This is a genomic window from Amycolatopsis sp. (assembly GCF_035546795.1).
Lineage (GTDB): Bacteria > Actinomycetota > Actinomycetes > Mycobacteriales > Pseudonocardiaceae > Amycolatopsis_E.
Genome location: NZ_DASZWC010000042.1, coordinates 36,100 through 51,605, shown reverse-complemented (window position 1 = coordinate 51,605; position 15,506 = coordinate 36,100). Strand labels below are relative to the sequence as shown.

Below are 15,506 nucleotides of genomic sequence, written 5' to 3'. Positions count from 1 at the left end.
TTCGGGCTCCGTTCGGGCCGCGATGAACTTGGGATCCGCCGGCCGGAGGAGAGAAAGTCCTCTTTGGACATCACGGCCTGCACGAGAAAGCAGACGCCGGTGACCATGGTGAATCCACCGTGTTGGTACGCGAACGCGGCTTGAACGTGCCCGGCGACGTGCGGATCCTCGGGTAGGGTGACCATCCGTTCGCGGCGTATGCAGAGGGGTTTGCCCCGGCCCACGCGCCCGCCCAACTCCCGCCCGGCGACGCCACCCACGCCTCCACGCCGCCCACACCCCGCCACCGAACCGATCCCCAGCGCCCTCAGCGGCCGACGCACCGTTGAACACCGCGCGGATCGGGGCGGTCGTGGGGTGCCTTAGCGCGCTCCGCGCGCGTCCGTTCCTGTCGCAGTGCAATCGTTGCAGCGCAAGGGAAAGGCACGAGTACAGAGATCAAGAGAACTCCTCGCCGGAGGGGCTGCCCCAGGATGACCAGGGGCTCGTAGCTCGGGCGCCGGTGGAGTGGGTGGTTGCGTCGGGTGGCTAACCCGCCTAAATCCGCTTGCCCCAACGATATGCACGTTGTATACAACGAGCATGGAAAACGGGCCACCGTACTACGCGGTAATCTTCACGTCGAGACACACCCCCGGCGACAACGGCTACGCCGCGACGGCGGAGCGGATCGATGCGCTGGCGGCCGAGCAGCCGGGCTATCTCGGCGTCGACTCGGTGCACGACGCAAACGGCTGTGGCATCACGATTTCCTACTGGCGCGACCCCGAATCGATCGCGGCGTGGAAGCAGCACGCCGAACACACCGAGGCCCGCGAGTCGGGCCGGCGGCAGTGGTACGAGGAGTTCGACGTGCGGGTGGCGAAGGTCGAGCGCGCCTACGGCTTCCGCCGGCCCACCACTGACGCGTGCTGACCGCGCCGGAAAAGTCGCAAATCCGGGCGCGGGTGCACCGAGTCGCGGTCCGAAGCAGGCCGGGCCATCAACAGGGTCCGCACCGGACCGTGCCCGGGCAGCACCGCCTCCGGCTCGATCTCCAGCCACGGCACGAGCACGCTCGCCCGCTCCGGGGTGCCGGGGTGCGGCAGCAACAACTCCGGATCGTTCGAAAGCACCCCGTCCACGGTGACCACGTCGACGTCGAGCGTCCGCGGGCCCCAGCGTAGTTCTCGCACCCGGCCCGCGGCCTGCTCCAGCTCCTGCCCGGCACGCAACCACGCCCAGTGGTCCCGCGCGGGATCGTCCACAATGCACACCGCATTGAGGAAGTCCGGTTGGTCGGTCACGCCCCACGGCTCGGTTTCGTACACAGTGGACACCGCCAGCACGGCGAGCCCGAGGCCGTCGAGCACGGATTGCAGATGTGCCAACCGATCACCGAGGTTCGACCCCAGCGAAAGGACCGCCCGGCTCATCGGTCCCGCCGGACCGTTACGGCGACGTCGTCGAAGGTGAGCGGGATCGGGGCGGACGGTTTGTGCACGGTCACCTCGACGGCGCTCAACCGCTCGTCCCGCATGACCTCGTCGGCGATCTTCCCGGCGACGCTCTCGATCAGGTCGTAAGGCTCGCCGCCGACGATCCCCGCCGCGAGTTCGGCTAGTTCCCCGTAATGCAGCGTCTGTTTGAGGTCGTCGGTCTCGGCTGCGGCGGTGAGGTCGAGCCACGCCGTGATGTCGACGACGAACTCCTGCCCGTCCCGCTTCTCGTGCTCGAACACCCCGTGCCGCCCGAACACCCGCAGTCCGCTCAAGGTGATCCGGTCAGCCATTGCCACGCTGCCAAGCCGCGGCGACAGCCACCGCGTCGAGCGACGCACCGACCGAATGCACCCGCACTCCCCAAGCTCCGTTCGCCGCGGCCAGCGCCGAGATGGCCGCTGTCGCGTCCTCGCGGCCTGACGGCGGCCGCGGGTCGCCGTTCTCGTTCGCCAGCAGGCGGCCGAGAAAGCGCTTTCGCGAAGCCCCGACCAGCACTGGGAAACCCATCGCCACGAACTCGCCCAGCCCGTGCAGCAAAGCCCAGTCATGCTCCGCGCGCTTCGCGAAACCGAGGCCCGGGTCGATGACAAGGCTTGCCTCGGCCACGCCGGCCGCGAGCGCGGCGTCCACCCGCTGGGTCAGCTCCGCGCGCACCTCGGCCACCACATTTTCATAGCTGGCAAGCGCGTTCATGTCCTTGCTGTGCCCACGCCAGTGCATCAGCACCCACGGCGCCTGTGTGCTCGCGGCGACCTTCGCCATGTCCGGATCGGCGAGACCGCCGGAAACATCGTTGATGATCCGCACGCCCGCGTCGAGAGCGGCCTCGGCCACCGCTGCGCGCGTGGTGTCCACCGAGAGACACAGGCCATCGGCCGCGAGCGTCCGCACCACCGGAATCACACGCTCGATCTCCGTCTGCGCGTCCACTCGGGAGGCACCAGGGCGGGTGGATTCACCGCCCACATCGATCACATCCGCGCCGCGCGCCCACATCTCGTGCGCGTGCGCCAGCGCGGAATCCAGATCGAGATAACGCCCACCGTCGGAAAAGGAATCCGGGGTGACGTTCAGAACACCCATCACCGCACAGCGACCCGGAGTGGGCAGGCCGACGCTCATCGTCGGCCCGCCCGCGCGGTCAGCTCACTGTCGATTTTGGCCGTCCTGGTCGTTCTCCGGATCCTGCGGCGGGTACTGCCGACGCGGGTTCTGCTCCTCGCCGGGGGCGTGGCGCCAGTCGTCCGAAGGACGCCACGGCTGCTGGTTCCCTGGCTGGGTCGCCGGGGTCCACCCCGGCGGCGCCCCGTAGTGCGGCGGACCGGACTGCTGCCCACCCGAAGGCCACTGACCCGTGCCGTTCGGACCATACGGACGGCCACCACCGTTGGGCGGGTAACCACCCGAAGGCGGCGGGGCGTACGGGTTCGACGGGGGATCCGGCTGACCGTACGGCGGACCGCCGGGCAGATCGCCGCCACCGGGCGCGCTGCCCACGGGGGTGGGTTCCGGACGCCGGACCGGCTTCTCCTGCTGCGGCGGAGGCCACGGCTCGCCGCGCTCCATCGCCAGCTCGCCCGGGGTCTTGATGGGCGGCTTGTCGGACGGGATGCGCTCACCGAACTCGTTGAAGACGGTGATGTGCGGCCGCTTCTCCACCGTGGCGAAGATCCGCTCCAGGTCCTTGCGCTGCAGGGTTTCCTTCTCCAGCAGCTCCCGCACCAGATCATCGAGCACGTCGCGGTAGGTGTTGAGCACCTCGTACGCCTCGGTGTGCGCCGTCTCGATGAGCTTGCGCACCTCCTCGTCGATCTCGTGCGCGACCTCGAGCGAGTAGTCCGCCTGACGGCCCGCGGAGCGGCCGAGGAACGGGTCGCCCTGCTCCTGGCCGTACTTCACAGCACCGAGGCGGGCGCTCATGCCGTACTCGGTGACCATCGCCTTCGCGATCTTGGTGGCCTGCTCGATGTCGGACGAAGCGCCGGTGGTCGGCTCGTGGAAGACCAGCTCCTCGGCGGTACGCCCACCGAGGGCGAACACCAGCCTCGCGATCATCTCCGAGCGGGTCATCAGCTGCTTGTCGTCCTCCGGGACGACCAGCGCGTGCCCACCGGTGCGCCCGCGCGGCAGGATCGTGAGCTTGTACACCGGCTCCAGGTCCGGCATCGCCCACGCGGCCAGCGCGTGCCCGCCCTCGTGGTAGGCGGTGATCTTCTTCTCCTTCTCGGAGATGATCCGGCTCTTGCGGGCCGGGCCGCCGATCACGCGGTCCACCGACTCCTCGAGCGCCGCGTCGGTGATCACGTGCCCGTTCTCGCGGGCGGTGAGCAGCGCGGCCTCGTTGATCACGTTGGCCAGGTCCGCACCCGACATGCCCACGGTGCGCTTGGCCAGCGCCTGCAGGTCGACGTTCTGCGCGAACGGCTTGCCCTTGGAGTGCACTTCCAGGATCGCGCGGCGGCCCATCAGGTCCGGCGCGGACACCGGGATCTGCCGGTCGAACCGGCCGGGACGCAGCAGCGCCGGGTCCAGGATGTCGGGCCGGTTGGTGGCGGCGATCAGGATGATCCCGCCGCGCGCGTCGAACCCGTCCATCTCGACCAGCAGCTGGTTCAGCGTCTGCTCGCGCTCGTCGTGCCCGCCGCCGAGGCCGGCGCCACGCTGGCGGCCGACCGCGTCGATCTCGTCGACGAAGATGATGCAGGGCGAGTTCTGCTTGGCCTGCTCGAACAGGTCACGCACCCGGGAGGCACCGACCCCGACGAACATCTCGACGAAGTCCGAACCGGAGATCGTGTAGAACGGCACCCCGGCCTCACCGGCGACGGCACGCGCGAGCAGCGTCTTACCGGTACCCGGCGGGCCGTAGAGCAGCACGCCCTTCGGGATCTTCGCGCCCAGCGCCTGGTATCGCGCCGGGTTCTGCAGGAAGTCCTTGATCTCGTAGAGCTCTTCGACCGCTTCGTCGGCGCCCGCCACGTCACCGAACGTGGTCTTGGGCATGTCCTTGTTCAGCTGTTTGGCCTTGGACTTGCCGAAGTTGAGAACGCGGTTCCCGCCGCCCTGCGCGTTGTTCATCATCCACATCAGCAGCAGGAGCAGGATGCCCAGCGGGATCAGGTAGACCAGCACCGACTGGAGCCAGGACTGCTGTGTCACCGACGTCGAGAACTTGACGTTCGGCGCGTTGATGAGCTTGTCGTAGATCTGGCCCGTGGCGTCGGCCGGATACGGCGTGATGATCTGGTCGACCTGCTGACCGTCGACGTCGATCTTGTTGTTGAGCGACAGCTTGAGCTGCTGCTCCTTGTCCTCGAGGTTCGCTTCCTTCACGTTGTTCGCGGTGATCTGCGCGATCGCCTGTGAAGTCGGAACCTGGGTGTAGCCGCGATCGCTGTCGAAGATGGTGTTGTACGCCAAGAAGAGCAGCACAACCGCGACGATCCACAGAAGTGGGTTCCTGAGCAGGCGCTTCCGGTCCATATGCCTCGGCCGTGCTGGCCTTGACCCTCCCTGGTTAGGCGGTAGATGTTGACATCCGCCGTCACGGTGTAACTACGACTGACGGTGTGCTAGGGACACCCGTCCAACCAGGGTACAGTCCGGCCGACGTGGGCACCTGCACGAGTCTCCGGCTGGTCAACGGCCGATCAAGGTCCGGTGTTCCCGACGGTCAGCCGCCGAGGCCGGTGACCATCTCCCCGAGCCTGCTGCGCAGGGTCTTGGCGTCGGCCCCGGACACCGTCACCCATTCGCGGCCATCGGTGCCGGCACGGGAAAGACTCAGGTAGCGGCCGGTGGAGGTGTCGAACCAGGCCAGCACCGGCGAGCGGCGGCGGCCGTTCAGCTCGCTTCGCGTGTTCGCTGCAAGCTGACCTCCGCGCAGCCGCGGCTGGCCGGAAATCCGGGCATAAGTATCGCGTTGGTCGGCCGCCTGATCACTGAGCGAGGTCCGGCGCCTCGACTTCACCGGGGCGTCGGGCCCGCCGGCGGGCACCGAAACCCGCGAAGGCGGGATCCGCAGCGCCTCTTCCACCGGCAACGTGACGGAAGGCTCGGTGCCGCGGCTGCCCGGCGGCAGCAGTTCCACCACCGCGGAGACGAGACCTTCGGCGAACGTCGGGCGAATCCAGACGCCGTCCGCGTCCTGGATCGCCAGCACCCCGGTCTGCCCGTCGGACGCGGCGAGAATACCGACCGGCGGCCGCTGGAACTCCGGGATGTGCAGCGCGTCGATGCTCAGCGTGGGCCGGGCCAGCACCGTGAACGCGTCCTCGATCCACGGTTCCAGCCTGCCGAAGTGATCACGCAGACCGCGGGCCTTCAGCTCGTTGTGGGCTCGCTGCCGCAGCGCGGCCCGCTCGTCCACGGTCGCGCCGTGTGAGCGCACCCGCAGCGGATACGGCAGTTCGCCCAGCTCCATCGACTCCCACAGGAAATCGAAGGTCAACGGCGTGAAGAATTCAGGCCGCGTCACCATGCTCCTCCCGGTGCCATGTTCGTTCTGGCGGCACCGGAGAGCATCTCATTGAGGCGCGAGCGCAGCGAGGCCACGTCCGCGGGGGCGATGGTGATCCAGTCACGCCCGTCGTGCCCGCGACTGGCCTGGGTGAAGTAGCGGCCGCTTTCGGTGTCGAACCAGCTCAGCACCGGCGTGCGGGCCTTGTCACCGGTGCGGGTGCGGGCGTTGGCGCCGATCTGGCCGCCGCGCAGCCGGGGCTGGGCCTGCAGCCGGGCGAGTGCCTTGCGGTCGGCGTCCGCGCTGACCCTGCCCTCGGCGCCGGGCACGCGACGCTGCAGGAAATCGGCGCCCGTGCCGGTCAGCAGCTGCTCCAGCGGGACCGTGATGGATTTCTCGGTGCCACGCGGGGCAGGCGGCAGCAGCGAGATGATCGCGCTGGCCAGGCCGTCGGCGGGGGCGGGACGGAAGTGGAAACCACGCTCGTCCCGCACCGTGAGCACGGCCTGTCCGCCGAGCGACGCGGCCACCGCCAGCAGCGGATGCGTGTTCGGCCCGCCGATGTGCACCGAGTCGAGGCTCACCTCGGAACCGCTGAGGATCTCGAAGAAGTTCTCGACATGCGGCTCCGGACGGCCGCGGCCGTCGGCAACGCCACGCCGGACCAGTTGGGTCATGGTCTGTCCACGCAGGTGGGCGCGTTCGTCGAGGGTGGCCCCGTGGGACCGGACCTCCAGGGGATAAGGCAGCTCGCCCTGCCCGAACGACTCCCACAGGAAGTCCAGCTCCAGCGGAGTGAGCAGCTCCGCTCGTGTCACTACGGTCCCCTAACCCCGGGCCGCCACAGCGGTGCCGGACGAAAGCCGGGAGCGAACGCCCCCGGCTCCGTGCTGATCCGTGCTAGTCCTCGTCCTCGTCCGACCAGGCCCCGATGACCGGCGGCGCGGTGGACACGTTGGCGCCGAACGCCTCGTCCGGGTCGGCCTCGATGAGGAAGGAAGCACGCGTGTGCTCCTTGTCCTCCTCGCCCTGCGCCCCACCTGCGCCCATGCCGCCCATACCGGGCGTGGCGGCCGGGCTGTTCTGGCCGCCGATCGTGCCGCTCGCCGACATCATGCTCTGGTTCTGCGCCGCGCCGTGGCCCTGCTGGTCAGCCCCTTCGGTGCTGGCCGCCGCGGTGCCGTCGGCGTCTTTCTTGGCACCCGACTTGTTGCCGCGGCCCAGCGCCGCCTTGATCCCGGCCGTGCCGAGGCCGCCACCGAGCAAGCCGGCGCCGACGCCGAGCGCCGCGGCCGAAGCGCCGCCCGAGGACGACGCCGCCGGCGTGGCAGCGCCCGTGTGCGCGGCGGCACCGGAGCCGGCGCCGGCGCCCGGCACGGGTGGCCCGGCGGGAGCGCCCGGCGCCCCCGGCGCGCCGACCTGGCCGGCTTCGCCGATGTGACCGAACGCGGAGCGGCTGCCCGCGAGGTCGCCGCCCGTGGCGTTCTGCGCCCCGCCCGGGATCAGCGAACCGCCGCCGAAGGCGCCCGTGATGGAGGCGCCGGAAGCGCCGACGGAGGAAGCCTTGGTGGCGCCGATGTTCCCGTCGGCGGGCAGGCCGAGCGAATCGGGGCCGAAGCTCGGGGTGGCATCGTCCACATCGGACATCGCCTGGGTGTACGCGTTGAAGTACTGGACCTGCTGGGCGTGCACCGACTTGGCCTCGTCGGACTGCTGCTTCATGTCCGCGACCATCGCGGCCGGGCCACCGGCGAGCATCGCCGCGGTCTGCTTGGCCGGGTCGAACTCCTTGGGCGCGGGCATCTTCTTGACCTCGGCGGCGGCCGCGGCCTGCTGTGCCATCCGGTTCGCCATGGTGTGCGCCGCGTCCCCGGCTTGCTGGCTCGAGCCCGCGATACCGACCAGCGCGCCCTGCGCCGACGCAGCGCCCTTGCCGACCCAGGCGTTGCCGAGCTCGCTGATCGCGTTGTACAGGTCGTTGGCCGCCTGGTGCAGCTCGTCGCCGTGGCCCTGCCACAGCTGGCCGGTGGCCTCCGCGGTCGCCGGGTCGTTGTTCACCGTGGCGCCCTGGTAGAGCTGGGTGCTCTCCTGCGAAGCCCAGTTGGGCGGGCTGGCGATGGCGCGGTCGGCGCCGTAGTCGAACCCGCCGGCGGAGTTGCGCGCCTGCTGCACGATGGCCGCGCTCTCGCCGTTGTCGCCCAGCTGCACTGTCGACGGGGTCCCGGCCGGAGTCGAATCGCTCTGGTTACCCATGTGTGCTCATGCCCCCCTGGTAGCTCAGGCCCGGCCGGACAATGCGTCCGAGGCGTCCTGCTCGATCTGGTGGTAGTGGCTCATGGCCGCGACGATCGCGTCCTCGGCCTGCTGGTACTGGCCATAGAGGTTCTGCAGCGCCTGCGCGTAGGAGTCGCCCCCGCCGTCCGCGCGCTGGGAGAACTTGGCCGCGATGGCGTCGCCGACCGGGTTGGCGCCGAGCTTCGGCGCCTCGGCCAGCGCACCCGCGTTGTTCAGCAGGTTCTCCACCGAATCCTTGCCGGCACGGATCTTCTTGAGCACGTTCTGCGCGGCGTCCGGGTCCACACCAAGCTGACCGTTCACCGCCGCGTTCTTGAACGCCGCGGCATCCGCGTAGCTGTTCCCCATCGGTACTCTCCTACCCCAAGTCGATGCCGCGCGTGGCAGCCCGGCTACCCGTGTTCGCTAGGTTAACGCACTCGGACCTGCTCTATGACGCGTTCTCGCGACACCGGGTTCCGCAATTTCCGCAACGGCTCCCCGGCATTCACGCGCCGTTACCGATCCGACCGGAAGTAGGCGGAGACGCGCCGGCAGCCGATCTGCTCGTAGCGACCCATTTCCGCCGTGGCTGTAGTCGGATCGGTAACTAACAGCGGAGTTACTCAGGCGCCGTAGACCTTGGGGTCGAGCGTCCCTATGTAGGGGAGATCGCGATAACGCTCCGCATAATCGAGCCCGTAACCGACGACGAACTCGTTCGGGATGTCGAAACCGACATAACGGACCGGCACGTCCACCTTCACCGCGTCCGGCTTGCGCAGCAGCGAACAGACTTCCAGCGAGGCCGGGTTGCGGCTCGCCAGGTTCTTCAGCAGCCAGGAAAGCGTGAGCCCCGAGTCCACGATGTCCTCGACGATCAGCACGTGCTTGCCCGCGATGTCCCGGTCGAGGTCCTTGAGGATGCGCACCACGCCCGACGAGGAGGTCGCCGAGCCGTACGACGACACGGCCATGAACTCCAGCTGCGCCGGCATCGGCAGCGCGCGGGCGAAATCGGTCATGAACATGACCGCGCCCTTGAGCACGCCGACCAGGAGCAGGTCGCCCGTGACCCCTTCCTTTTCGTAGTCCGCCGCGATCTGCTTGGCGAGTTCGGTGATCTTGTCTTGGATCTGCTGCTCGGTAACGAGCACGGAGGCGATCTCGCCTTCGTACACGGTCATTTCCCCTTTTGGCTGCTCGCCCTCGGACACACTCATTCGCCACGGACTTCGCGCCGCTCGCGGCGATCCATGGCCAGCCTGCCATGTGTCCGCTCCACCACCAAGCTGCCCGGGAGCCAGACACCGCCCTGACCGCGCCATTTCCCGACGAGATCGTCCACCGAACGCAGATGCGCGTCAGTGAGATCACACGCGCCGGCGTCGAGCAACCACCGCCGGAGCACCCGGCGGCGCAGGGCGGCGGGCACCCCGGCCAGTGCCTTGGCGTCCAGGGTGTCCTCGGTTCCGCGCAGTCCTTCCGCCAGCTCGTCGAGCGTTTCGACGTCCTCGCGCAACTGCGCGGCCGTCCGGGCGAGCGCCGCCGCGACCCCTCCGGAGAGGACATCTTCCAGTAGCGGCAGCACTTCCGCGCGCAACCGGCTACGACGGAAGCGCGGGTCGGAGTTGTGTGGGTCTTCCCACGGCCGCACGCCCAGCTCCGCGCACGCCTGTCTCGTCGCCGAGCGCGGCACGTCCAGCAGCGGGCGCCCCCACGGTGGGTCGAACGGCTTCATGCCGGCGATCGACCTCGGCCCCGAACCGCGCCCCAGACCGAGCAGCACCGTCTCGGCCTGGTCGTCACGGGTGTGGCCGAGCAGCACCAGGCCGGCGTCCGCACTCGACAGCGCCGCATAGCGCGCGCGGCGGGCGGCGGCCTCCATGCCGCCGGCACCGGTGACCTCGACGGTCAGCACCTCCGCCGCGTCGACTCCCAGCTCACGCGCCTGCGCGGCGGCCTGCGCGGCAACATCGGCCGAGCCCTCCTGCAGCCCGTGGTCGACAACGAGCGCCCGTACCCGGACGCCCGTTTTCCTTGCCACGTAAGCAGAAGCCTCGGCCAGCGCGAGCGAGTCGGCGCCACCGGAGACAGCCACCGCGAAATCCTGCCGGGGCCGCTCGGCGAGAAACCCGCGGACCGCCCGGCGTACCAGGTCCAGGCTCACCCGTGAACGCGGCGGACCCACGCGTCCGGGTCGTCGATCTCGGCCCGGCTCGGCAACGTGTTCGGCGAGGTCCATACGGCATTGAACCCCGTCATGCCGACCCGGTCGACGACCCGGCGGGTGAACGCGGCGCCGTGGGCGTACTGGCGGATCTTCGCGTCCACCCCGAGCAACCCGCGCAGGATCCTGTCGAGCAGCCCGCCGCCCTTGCGGCGCGCGGTGAACCGGGCGCGGATCGTCTCGACCGACGGGACCACGCCGGGACCGACGGCGTCCATGACGTAGTCGGCGTGACCTTCCAGCAACGTGGACAGGGCCAGCAGCTTGTCGAACACCTCGCGCTGGCGCGGGGAACGCAGCAGCTGACCGAGCGCGAGCACCCCGTCGGCCTTGTTGCGCTTGGCCTCCCGGAACGCCTCGGGCAGCCTGCCGAGCAGATCGGTGAGCCCGTCCTCGTCCTCGGTGAGCCCGCTGACCAGCCGCTCCACCTCGTCGGCGAAGTAGTCGCGCAGCCAGCTGACGGCGGTGAACTGCAGCCGGTGTGTGCATTCGTGCAGGCAGACCCACAGCCGGAAATCGTGGCCGTCCACCCCCATGGCGTGCTGCGCGGTGACCACGTTCGGCGCGACGAGCAGCAGTTTGCCGTCCTCCCCGCCGAACGGGTCGTACTGCCCGAGCACGCGGGAGGCCAGGAACGACAGCACCACCCCGGTCTGCACCCCGGCGCCACCGGCCAGCACCGGGCCGAGCGGGTTCGCGGGCAATGTCTGCAAAGCCTTTGCTGTCAACGCGTCCAGCCCGGCGGCGGCCGACCGCACCCAGCCCGGCCGGTCCACGACCGTGCCCGGCAACAAGGGCAAGCCGGCACCGAGACCGGTGAGCTCACGGACGTGCGCCTCGGCGTCCACAGTGAGCTCGCGCAGCTCGGTCACCGCCAGCTGCGCCTCTTCCTTCGGCACCACGGGACCGCCGCGCGCGAGAAACGCGCCCGTCGACGCGGCGAGCGACCAATCGACGACAGGACGGGCTTTCTCCGCGCGCACAGTGCTCACCTCTTCGAAGCTACCCGGCGTCAACCGCATCCGCAGCCACGCAAGGTGGCCGCCACCGCGTCCAGCGCCGGCCGCGCGACCGTCGCGTCCGATCCGTTCGACATCACGGCGAACACCAGCACCCGGCCGTCCTTGTCCAGCACCACGCCGGCGAGGGTGTTCACACCGGACAACGTGCCGGTCTTGGCGCGGATCCAGCCCCGGCCCGCCGTGGCGTCCGCGGCGTCGAAGCGGTCCGCGAGCGTGCCGCTGCCACCGGCCACGGGAAGGCCCTCCAACAGCGGCCGCAGCTTCTCGGTGCGCGCGTCCTTGCCCGTCGGGGCGGCGGCCACGGACAGCAGCTGGGCGAGCAGCGCCGGCGAGACCTTGTTCAAAGTGGACAGTCCGCTGCCGTCGTTGAGTACCGCACCGGAGGTGTCGAAACCGTTCTGCGCCAACACGTTCAGCGCGGTCTGTGCCCCACCGGCGAATGTCGCGGGCGCGCCCGCACCGATCGCGAGGCGGCGTGCGATCGCTTCCGCCAGGTTGTCGTCGGAGATGTTGAGCAGGTTGTTGATCAGCTCGGTGAGCGGCGCCGACTTGACCTCGCCAAGCACCTTCGCCCCCTGCGGCGCGGTGGCCGTGGTGGTCGGGGCCACCGAGACACCAAGCCGCTGGGCGAACTCCTGCAACATGCTCAGCGCGGGATTGGCCGAGCGCATCGAGTAGTCGGCCGTCGGGTCCTGGCGGCCGCCGTCGAGCATGGCCGGTACCACCGGCGCGGCCGAGATGGACGGCGCGTCATCTGGTGCCCAACCCTGGGCCGACGTCGGGCCGGTGTACATCGACAGGTCGATCTGCACCTGTTTGATGGCGCCACCGCTGGCCTGCTTGACCTGCGCCACCAGATCGTCGAGATGCGCTGCGCCCGGGTACACCGATTCTTTGCCCGCGGGCAAAGAAGACAGCGTGGGGTCGCCGCCCGCGACGACGATGGCGGTGTCCGGCGAAGAGCCCTGCACGACCTTCGTGGTCAGCTGCGTCGCGTGGTCGAGCTTGAGCAGCGACGCGGCCGAGATCAGCAGTTTCGTGGCCGAAGCAGGGGTGAGCAGCTGGTTCGAGTTGTGGTTCCACAGCGTCGTCCCGGTGGCCGGGTCGACCACCGTGCCGGCGACCGTGCCGAGCGCCGGGTTGCTCACCGGGCCGGACAACGCCGCGGCGACGCCGGCGCCGCTCGGCGTGGGCGCGGAGGAACTGGGCGGCTGCAAGGCGAGGGTGACCGCGGCCGGTTCGGGCGAGTCGCCCTTCGGCAGGTTGGGCGCCCACGGCAGGCCGAGCCGGTTCGACACGTACGGCATCGCCAGCGCGACGCCCACGGCGATCACCACGACCACCGTCACGCCACTGAAGATCAGGCCCTTGCGTTTCCGTTTGGGCTTGGCCTCGGGCTCGGGCTGCGGCGGCTGCGGTGGGGGTTGCTCCTCGCTCGGCTGCACGACCGGATGGACCTCCCCGGAGGGCTCGATCCGCATCGGCTGCGCGGGCATACCGCCGGCCGGCGGAATCGGGTACTGGGGAGGCTGCTTCTGCCACGGCGCCTGCTGCTGCGACGAGCGCTGCTGCTGCGGAGGAGGCGGGCCCACCGGCCGGAGCGGGACGATCTGCGTCTGCTCGGCGGCCGAGAGGTCCGGCGCCTTCGGCTGCTGCGGCGGCAGCCTGACCTGCACAGTCTGGTCGGCCGAGATCCTCGGCTGCTGTTGTGGCTGCTGCTCGCGTTGTGGCTTCTGCTGGGGCGACGGGAGCGGCACCCAGAGCGTCTGCTGGTTGGCGAGCGAGACCTGTTTCGGCTGCTCGTTCGCCTCGGCCGGAGGGACCGGTAGCTGCGCTGTCGCACCGCTCTCACCTTCGCTCTTCGCGTCGGCAGTGGCGTCCGTGGTGTCCGAATCGTCGGACGGCCACAGCGGCTCATCTTCGTGCGGCGGCACGCACCCCTCCTCATCACTCCGGGGGCCGAGGGGCCAGACTCACTGTCACCAAGACAACATCAGTGCGACTTCCCAACGGCGCGTGGTCCACACTAGTGAAGACAAGTTAGCGAAACCGTAAGCCGCCAGCGCGGCTTTAAAAGACGAGTTCAGCGAGGACGGCCGTGGAGTTCGACGCCACCATCGAGATCCCCAAGGGGGAGCGCAACAAGTACGAAGTGGACCACAAGACGGGGCGTATCCGGCTGGACCGCACCCTGTTCACGGCCACTCAATATCCGGCCGACTACGGGTTCATCGACGACACCCTCGGTCAGGACGGCGACCCGCTGGACGTCCTCGTGCTCGTGCAGGAGCCGACGTTCCCCGGCTGCCTGATCCGCTGCCGGGCCATCGGGATGTTCCGGATGACCGACGAGAAGGGCCCGGACGACAAGGTCCTCGCGGTGCCTTCGGACGACCCGCGCCTGGAGCACCTGCGCGACATCCACCACCTGAACGAGTTCCACAAGCTGGAGATCGAGCATTTCTTCCAGGTGTACAAGGACCTGGAGCCCGCGAAGAGCGTCGAAGGCTCGAACTGGGTGGGCCGGATGGAGGCCGAGGCCGAGATCAAGCGCTCCTACCAGCGGGAGACCGACCGTCTCGCCAAGGAAGCCGCCGACGCCGGCGAGCACTGATTCCCGCAACGCAAGAAGGCCCCCGGCTCGTGCCGGGGGCCTTCGTCGTCACTCAGGCCTGGTAGCCCGGAATCGGGTACGCCACGAGCAGGTCACGCACCTCGCCGGCGATCTTGTCCAGCGCCGCGTCGTCCTGCGCCGAAGCCGCGGTGACCGTGCGGTCGATCCACTCGGCGATCTTCGGCTGGTGCTCCGGGGTGAGCCCGCGGGTGGTGATCGCCGCGGTGCCCAGCCGGATGCCCGACGGGTCGAACGGCTTGCGCGGGTCGAACGGCACCGCGTTGAAGTTCAGCTCGATGCCTGCCCGGTCGAGGGCCTTCGCCGCGGGCTTGCCCGCGATCTGCTTGCTGGTCAGGTCCACCAGCAGCAGGTGGTTGTCGGTGCCGCCGGACACGAGGTCGAACCCGCGCGCGGTCAGCGCGTCGGCCAGCGCCTTCGCGTTCGCCACGATGGCGTGCGCGTAGTCGCGGAACTCGGGCTTACTCGCTTCACCGAGCGCGACGGCGATGGCCGCCGTGGTGTGGTTGTGCGGGCCACCCTGCAGGCCGGGGAAAACGGCCTTGTCGATCGCCTTCGCGTGCTCGGCGTCGGTGAGGATCATCGCGCCGCGCGGGCCGCGCAGGGTCTTGTGCGTGGTGGTGGTGATCACCTGTGCGTGGCCGACCGGCGACGGGTGCGCGCCACCGGCGATCAGGCCCGCGATGTGCGCGATGTCGGCCATCAGCACCGCGTCCACCTCGCGGGCGATCTCGGCGAAGGCCGGGAAGTCGATGGTGCGCGGGATGGCCGTGCCACCGGCGATGATCATCTTCGGCCGGTGCTCCTTGGCCAGGTCACGCACCTGGTCGAAGTCGATGCGCCCGGTTTCCTTCCGCACGCCGTAGTGCACGGCGTTGAACCACTTGCCGGTGGCGGACACGCCGGCGCCGTGCGTCAGGTGGCCGCCGGCGGGCAGGCCCATGCCGAGCACGGTGTCGCCCGGCTGTAGGAAGGCAAGGTACGCGGCGAGATTCGCCGGCGAACCCGAGTACGGCTGCACGTTGGCGTGGTCCACGCCGAACACCGACTTGGCGCGCTCGATGGCGAGCTGCTCCACCTGGTCGATGATCTGCTGGCCCTCGTAGTAGCGCTTGCCGGCGTAGCCCTCGGAGTACTTGTTGGTGAGCACCGTGCCGGTGGCCTCGAGCACGGCCTGGGAAACGTAGTTCTCGGAAGCGATCAGGCGGATTTTCTCGGCCTGGCGACGCGCTTCGTCCTCGACGAGCCCGGCGACCTGCGGGTCGGCAGCGGTGAGGGTCGGAATGGCTGGCTGGTGAGTCATGTCCCTACTCCTGACACTGGCCACACCCAGGCGCGCGGTGCCGGCCTCGTCGGTCGCTTCCCGGTGGTGCTCCACCTCTACGGCGCCAGTCGCAAATGTGCCCCG

The 15,506-nt window shown here is 69.7% G+C and carries 15 protein-coding genes and 1 riboswitch; of the genes, 2 read left to right on the top strand and 13 right to left on the bottom strand.

What is annotated here, in order from left to right; all coding sequences use genetic code 11:
• Nucleotides 1–582 precede the first annotated feature (582 nt).
• On the top strand, nucleotides 583–915 hold the full coding sequence (locus tag VHD82_RS24080) for an antibiotic biosynthesis monooxygenase (RefSeq protein WP_325708141.1): 333 nt from the start codon (nucleotides 583–585) through the stop codon (nucleotides 913–915).
• On the opposite strand, the gene folK is transcribed toward VHD82_RS24080, so the two are convergent.
• The 12 genes from folK to dacB form a co-directional block, all read right to left on the bottom strand.
• Nucleotides 879–1,415 carry a 2-amino-4-hydroxy-6-hydroxymethyldihydropteridine diphosphokinase gene (folK, locus tag VHD82_RS24075; protein WP_325708138.1) on the bottom strand — a complete coding sequence of 179 codons (537 nt, stop codon included), beginning with the start codon at nucleotides 1,413–1,415 and terminating at the stop codon, nucleotides 879–881. The genes VHD82_RS24080 and folK overlap by 37 nt on opposite strands.
• Entirely contained in the window at nucleotides 1,412–1,771 is a 360-nt protein-coding gene (folB, locus tag VHD82_RS24070) for a dihydroneopterin aldolase (protein WP_325708135.1), read from the bottom strand. The genes folK and folB overlap by 4 nt, the downstream gene beginning before the upstream one ends.
• Nucleotides 1,764–2,564, bottom strand: a complete 801-nt coding sequence (gene folP / locus VHD82_RS24065; protein ID WP_325708131.1) for a dihydropteroate synthase — start codon at nucleotides 2,562–2,564, stop codon at nucleotides 1,764–1,766. The genes folB and folP overlap by 8 nt, the downstream gene beginning before the upstream one ends.
• 63 nt (nucleotides 2,565–2,627) lie before the next feature.
• The gene (gene ftsH, locus VHD82_RS24060; protein ID WP_325708128.1) at nucleotides 2,628–4,964 is read right to left on the bottom strand and encodes an ATP-dependent zinc metalloprotease FtsH; all 2,337 of its coding nucleotides are present in this window, start codon (nucleotides 4,962–4,964) and stop codon (nucleotides 2,628–2,630) included.
• Between the two features lie 190 nt (nucleotides 4,965–5,154).
• Nucleotides 5,155–5,961, bottom strand: coding sequence for an ESX secretion-associated protein EspG (locus VHD82_RS24055; RefSeq protein WP_414637572.1), 807 nt, complete (start codon nucleotides 5,959–5,961; stop codon nucleotides 5,155–5,157).
• Nucleotides 5,955–6,758, bottom strand: coding sequence for an ESX secretion-associated protein EspG (locus tag VHD82_RS24050; protein ID WP_325708123.1), 804 nt, complete (start codon nucleotides 6,756–6,758; stop codon nucleotides 5,955–5,957). The genes VHD82_RS24055 and VHD82_RS24050 overlap by 7 nt, the downstream gene beginning before the upstream one ends.
• Nucleotides 6,759–6,840: 82 nt before the next feature.
• Nucleotides 6,841–8,193, bottom strand: a complete 1,353-nt coding sequence (locus VHD82_RS24045; protein ID WP_325708120.1) for a hypothetical protein — start codon at nucleotides 8,191–8,193, stop codon at nucleotides 6,841–6,843.
• Nucleotides 8,194–8,217: 24 nt separating this feature from the next.
• Nucleotides 8,218–8,583: a hypothetical protein gene (locus VHD82_RS24040; protein ID WP_325708117.1), complete on the bottom strand. Its 366-nt coding sequence runs from the start codon at nucleotides 8,581–8,583 to the stop codon at nucleotides 8,218–8,220.
• Between the two features lie 257 nt (nucleotides 8,584–8,840).
• A complete protein-coding gene (gene hpt, locus VHD82_RS24035) occupies nucleotides 8,841–9,395 on the bottom strand; it encodes a hypoxanthine phosphoribosyltransferase (protein WP_325708269.1) in 555 nt (184 codons plus the stop codon).
• Between the two features lie 38 nt (nucleotides 9,396–9,433).
• Nucleotides 9,434–10,384, bottom strand: coding sequence for a tRNA lysidine(34) synthetase TilS (tilS, locus tag VHD82_RS24030; RefSeq protein WP_325708114.1), 951 nt, complete (start codon nucleotides 10,382–10,384; stop codon nucleotides 9,434–9,436).
• Nucleotides 10,381–11,466: a zinc-dependent metalloprotease gene (locus VHD82_RS24025; RefSeq protein ID WP_414637571.1), complete on the bottom strand. Its 1,086-nt coding sequence runs from the start codon at nucleotides 11,464–11,466 to the stop codon at nucleotides 10,381–10,383. The genes tilS and VHD82_RS24025 overlap by 4 nt, the downstream gene beginning before the upstream one ends.
• Nucleotides 11,457–13,400, bottom strand: a complete 1,944-nt coding sequence (gene dacB, locus VHD82_RS24020; RefSeq protein ID WP_325708108.1) for a D-alanyl-D-alanine carboxypeptidase/D-alanyl-D-alanine endopeptidase — start codon at nucleotides 13,398–13,400, stop codon at nucleotides 11,457–11,459. The genes VHD82_RS24025 and dacB overlap by 10 nt, the downstream gene beginning before the upstream one ends.
• A 164-nt stretch (nucleotides 13,401–13,564) precedes the next feature.
• On the opposite strand from dacB, the gene VHD82_RS24015 reads away from it, so the two are divergent.
• Nucleotides 13,565–14,080, top strand: coding sequence for an inorganic diphosphatase (locus VHD82_RS24015; RefSeq protein WP_325708104.1), 516 nt, complete (start codon nucleotides 13,565–13,567; stop codon nucleotides 14,078–14,080).
• 52 nt (nucleotides 14,081–14,132) lie between these two features.
• Here VHD82_RS24015 and glyA read toward each other — a convergent pair whose 3' ends face one another.
• The gene (gene glyA / locus VHD82_RS24010; RefSeq protein ID WP_325708101.1) at nucleotides 14,133–15,401 is read right to left on the bottom strand and encodes a serine hydroxymethyltransferase; all 1,269 of its coding nucleotides are present in this window, start codon (nucleotides 15,399–15,401) and stop codon (nucleotides 14,133–14,135) included.
• 17 nt (nucleotides 15,402–15,418) lie between these two features.
• A riboswitch (ZMP/ZTP riboswitch) is annotated at nucleotides 15,419–15,504 on the bottom strand.
• Nucleotides 15,505–15,506 lie beyond the last annotated feature (2 nt).

Excerpts from the sequence above, each read along its gene's own strand:
- VHD82_RS24025 (WP_414637571.1), bottom strand. The coding sequence starts at position 11,466 with ATGCGGTTGACGCCGGGTAGCTTCGAAGAGGTGAGCACTGTGCGCGCG.
- folP (WP_325708131.1), bottom strand. The coding sequence starts at position 2,564 with ATGGGTGTTCTGAACGTCACCCCGGATTCCTTTTCCGACGGTGGGCGT.
- VHD82_RS24040 (WP_325708117.1), bottom strand. The coding sequence starts at position 8,583 with ATGGGGAACAGCTACGCGGATGCCGCGGCGTTCAAGAACGCGGCGGTG.
- folK (WP_325708138.1), bottom strand. The coding sequence starts at position 1,415 with ATGAGCCGGGCGGTCCTTTCGCTGGGGTCGAACCTCGGTGATCGGTTG.
- folB (WP_325708135.1), bottom strand. The coding sequence starts at position 1,771 with ATGGCTGACCGGATCACCTTGAGCGGACTGCGGGTGTTCGGGCGGCAC.
- glyA (WP_325708101.1), bottom strand. The coding sequence starts at position 15,401 with ATGACTCACCAGCCAGCCATTCCGACCCTCACCGCTGCCGACCCGCAG.
- VHD82_RS24055 (WP_414637572.1), bottom strand. The coding sequence starts at position 5,961 with ATGGTGACGCGGCCTGAATTCTTCACGCCGTTGACCTTCGATTTCCTG.
- VHD82_RS24080 (WP_325708141.1), top strand. The coding sequence starts at position 583 with ATGGAAAACGGGCCACCGTACTACGCGGTAATCTTCACGTCGAGACAC.
- ftsH (WP_325708128.1), bottom strand. The coding sequence starts at position 4,964 with ATGGACCGGAAGCGCCTGCTCAGGAACCCACTTCTGTGGATCGTCGCG.
- VHD82_RS24045 (WP_325708120.1), bottom strand. The coding sequence starts at position 8,193 with ATGGGTAACCAGAGCGATTCGACTCCGGCCGGGACCCCGTCGACAGTG.